4 protein-coding genes are annotated in these 3960 nt (G+C 69.2%); 2 read left to right on the top strand and 2 right to left on the bottom strand.

Annotated elements, in window-relative coordinates; all coding sequences use genetic code 11:
- Positions 1-97: 97 nt before the first annotated feature.
- On the bottom strand, positions 98-1405 hold the full coding sequence (locus VMD50_RS03115) for a sensor histidine kinase (protein WP_325424752.1): 1308 nt from the start codon (positions 1403-1405) through the stop codon (positions 98-100).
- A 35-nt stretch (positions 1406-1440) separates the two neighbouring features.
- Here VMD50_RS03115 and VMD50_RS03110 point away from each other — a divergent pair, with 35 nt between their 5' ends.
- On the top strand, positions 1441-2115 hold the full coding sequence (locus VMD50_RS03110) for a response regulator transcription factor (RefSeq protein ID WP_325424750.1): 675 nt from the start codon (positions 1441-1443) through the stop codon (positions 2113-2115).
- Here VMD50_RS03110 and VMD50_RS03105 read toward each other — a convergent pair.
- Positions 2108-2302 carry a ferredoxin gene (locus tag VMD50_RS03105; protein ID WP_325424748.1) on the bottom strand — a complete coding sequence of 65 codons (195 nt, stop codon included), beginning with the start codon at positions 2300-2302 and terminating at the stop codon, positions 2108-2110. The two genes, VMD50_RS03110 and VMD50_RS03105, sit on opposite strands and share 8 nt — an antisense overlap.
- Positions 2303-2476: 174 nt before the next feature.
- On the opposite strand from VMD50_RS03105, the gene VMD50_RS03100 reads away from it, so the two are divergent.
- Positions 2477-3960: aldehyde dehydrogenase family protein (locus VMD50_RS03100; RefSeq protein WP_325424746.1), on the top strand; the 1484-nt coding region annotated here is incomplete at its 3' end.

The following is a 3960-nucleotide window of genomic DNA, read 5'->3' as shown; positions in this document are numbered from 1 at the left end:
CGCGGCTTCACCCCCATGCTGGCCAGCGCGGCGGCGGCGCGGCACTAACGCGGGTGCCAATCACTGGCCTCCGGGGGCCAACGCATGTGGCCGGCGGTCAGCCGACCGGCGCTCGGAAGGTGGCTACCAGCCCGCCGCCGTCGCGCGCGCCGAAGTCGACCCGCCCGCCCATCGCCTCGGCGATCTGCTGCACGATCCACAGGCCGAGCCCGGCGGTGCCCCGCTGCCCGCCGACACTGACGTACTTGGTGGTCAGCTCGCCCAGGCTGTCCGCCGGGATACCGGGACCGCGGTCGGCCACCGTGAACACCAAGTCGTCCCCTTCCCGCGAGCAGGTGACGTCGACCGGTTCACCCCGGCCGTGCCGGGAGGCGTTCTCCAGCAGGTTGGTCAGCACCCGGCGCAGCCCTTGGGCGTTCACGGCGACGGCGCCGACGTCGCCGCTGACGTTCCGCCGCAACCGTGATGGCGCCAGACCGACGGCATCGGCGGCAGCCCCGATCAGGTCGGCCACGTCGACGCGACGAACCCGTCCCGCCGAGAATGTCGGGCGGCGGCTCAGCGCGACGTCGGACAGCGCGTCGAGCATGTCGGCCAGGTGGTGCACGTGCCGGGCCACCAGCCGAAGACTGGTGTCCCGGTCAGCCGGCGACATCGGCCGCGACGCGGTCGGGGAAGTCAGCGCCTCAGTCAGCGCCTCCAAAGACGTTACCGGGGTGCGGAACTCGTGCACCAGCACCTGCAGTCCATCCTGTTGCGACTGGTAGGACCGCAGCAGGCGCGCCCGCAGGTCGCGCTCCTCTTCCGCGGCGGCATGCTCGGCCTCGGCTTCTACCAGCGCACGCACCCGGGAGCGGTGTTCGCGTTCGGCAAGCGCGGACAGCCCCGCGGTGATGAGCGCGATGAAGATCAGATACACGGCCGACCAGCCGGCCTGTAGCACCGGGGCCGCGGCGACCGGACGCGCCGGTGACGACGTCAGCGCCACAGGGACATAGGCGGTGCCCAACAGGATGGCGACCAGCAGGGTTTCGCAGAACGACAGCCGCGCCGCCGAGGCGATGACGACCAGCGCCAACACCGCGACCACCGGGCTGTAGACCCCTCCGCTCAGCGCGATGAGCGCCAAGGTGAAGGCCGAGTCGAAGCCGGTGACCAGCCACGAGTACCGGGTGCGCCGGACCTCCAGCTGCGGATACGCCATCAGCACGGCCGCGTAGACCATCGCGGCGCCCAACACCGCAACGGTAGCCGGGGCGTGCTGCCGGACCCACTGCGGTCCGATCGCCAGCAGCACACCGATCGAGATCACCACGGCGACCCGCACCGCGACGACGGTGCGGGCCAGCCCGTAGTCCGCGCCGTCGAAGTCCACCGTGCTGCTGAGCTGATCGAGCGGTCTCACCCGGCTGACCATAGGTTGGGGCTAGCATCGCGGCAATGACCCGCTCGCCGTACGTCGTGGTCATTGTGGACGACCACGAGCTGTTCGCGCAGGGCCTGGCCCTGCTGCTCAGCCGCGAATGGGGCGAGTTGTTCACCATCGGGGGCCAGACGACGTACGTGGAAGAGGCCGCCGACCTGGTGGCGCGCTGCTCGGCCGACGTCGCGATCATCGACCTGTCGATGCCGCCCCTGGGCGGGGTGGCCGCCATCCGGCACATCAAGGCGCGTCACCCGAAGACCCGGATCCTGGCGCTGTCCGGGACCGACGACCTTGGGCTGGCCGAGGAGGCGCTGCGCGCCGGCGCCGACGGTTTCCTGCCCAAGACCGCGCGGCCCGAGGCGCTGGCCGGGCCGCTGTGGACGATCGCAGAGGGGTTGCGGGTCGTCGACGGCAAGCTGCTCGACGCGCTGCTGAGCAACATCCGCAAGCCGCCGTCGACACTCCTGGACAGCCTCAGCGCCCAGGATCTCCAATTGTGGACCCTGCTCGCGACCGGCATGGAGACGGCCGACATCGCCCGGCGAATGCTGGTGTCGGAGCGCACCGCCAAACGCATGGTTGCTGCACTGCTGCACAAACTCGGCGTCAGTAACCGCATTGCGGCCGCCGCATTGGCCGGCCGCTACCGGCTGCTGGACGATGCCGCCGAAACCGACCGGCTCAGTTGAGGATTCGGATGGCCTGCGCGGGACACATCGCCGCCGCCCGGATCAGCCGGTCGCGGTCAGCTTCGGGGGGATCCGGCTGCAGCACCACCACTTGTTCGGCGCCGTCGGGGATGTCGAACACGTCCGGAGCGGCCAGCAGGCACTGCCCGTGTCCCTCACACAGGTCGTAGTCGACAGCGATGCGCATGAGGCCCAGTGTCGGCGGCGGCCGGTGACCGCGGAAGGCCCGCGGGCGCCAGATGTGGCCTGCCCGGGCCAGCTCGTCGAGGGCCTTTCAGCCCTACTTTGCATCGAGGCGGACGGCGTAGCATCTGCTCATTCTGGGACGCTTAGCGTCCCTTCCTGAGCCGAAACGCGACCAATGACCACTACGCAAAGCCAGCCCGCCTCCTGCCTCGAAGCGCCCGCGGTTGCCGAAGAGCGCAGACACGAAGTCGACGCGATCGTCGAGGCCGCGGCCGAGGCGGCCCTTGCATTCCGCAGGCTCGACCAGGAGCAGGTAGATGCGATCGTCGAGGCGATGGTGCGCGCCGGGGTCCGCGCGGCGGGGGAACTGGCGAGTGTGGCGATCGAGGAGACGGGCTTCGGGGTCTTCGAGGACAAGGTCGTCAAGAACTATGTGGCCACCGAGTTCCTGCACGACTATCTGCGCGGCAAGAAATCGGTCGGGATCATCGACGAGGACGTCGAGCACAACATCGCCCATGTGGCCGAGCCGATCGGGGTCGTGCTGGCCATCACCCCGGTGACCAACCCGACCTCCACGGTGCTGTTCAAGGCGATCGTGGCCGCCAAGACCCGCAACGCCATCCTCTTTCGACCGTCACCGCACGCGGTGCGCTCCTGCGAGCGCAGCCTCGAGATCGTGCGCGCGGCGGCCGAAGCGGCCGGGATGCCACCGGGGGCCCTCCAGGTGATCCCCGACGCCGCCCACGAAGTCACGCACTATCTGTTCAAACACCCGCGAGTCGACTTCATCTGGGTGACCGGGGGGCCGAAGATCGTCGCGCTGGCGAATGCGGCCGGAAAGCCGGGCCTGTGCGTCGGTCCCGGCAACGCCCCGATCTACATTCACGAGACGGCGGACCTCAACGGCGCCGTCGTCGACATCCTCATCTCGAAGACCTTTGACTCGTCGGTCATCTGCCCCGCCGAGCAAACGTGCATCATTGACGACGGCGTATACGACACGGTGATCGCCGAGTTCGAGCGAATGGGTGCCCAGCTCCTCACCCCCGACGAGGCAAAGGCGTTGGCGGAGTTCGCGTTCGGCTGTGGCGACAGGATCTCGCCCGAGGCGGTCGGGCAGAAGGCATCGGAACTGGCCGCCCGCGCCGGCTTCAAAGTGCCACCGACGGTGAAGGTGCTGCTGGCGGAGCTGCCGGCGGACCTGGACGAACTCGCGGCGCACCCGTTGCTACAGGAGAAGCTGATGCCGGTGCTCGGGGTCGTGCGCGCGCGCAGCGTCCAACACGCTATCGACGCCGCGGTGCTCGTCACCGAGCACGGCGGATTGGGCCACACCTCGGCCATCTACGCCAACGACGAAAACGTCATCGACGCATACGGTCTGGCGGTTCGCACCGGTCGGGTCCTGGTCAACGCGCCGACATCCGTCGGGGCCCTCGGCGGGATCTACAACGACCTGACCCCCACGTTTTCCCTGGGTTGCGGCACGTGGGGCGGCTCGAGCACCACCGAGAACGTCAACTACCGGCAGCTGCTGAACATCAAGACCGTCTCGCGGCGCCGCATGCCGCCGCAATGGTTCCGCGTCCCGTCCAACACCTACTTCAACGAGGGCGCACTGGACAACCTGCGCGAGCTCGACTGCGAAACCGTCGT

Origin of the sequence: Mycobacterium sp. (genome assembly GCF_035506235.1) — a bacterium.
Classification (GTDB): domain Bacteria; phylum Actinomycetota; class Actinomycetes; order Mycobacteriales; family Mycobacteriaceae; genus Mycobacterium.
Note: the sequence above shows the minus strand (reverse complement) of the source record. Positions and strands in the feature narration are given on the sequence as shown.

Bases quoted from the DNA above. Each gene is read 5' to 3' on its own strand.
- VMD50_RS03110 (WP_325424750.1), top strand. From the start codon at position 1,441: ATGACCCGCTCGCCGTACGTCGTGGTCATTGTGGACGACCACGAGCTG.
- VMD50_RS03105 (WP_325424748.1), bottom strand. From the start codon at position 2,302: ATGCGCATCGCTGTCGACTACGACCTGTGTGAGGGACACGGGCAGTGC.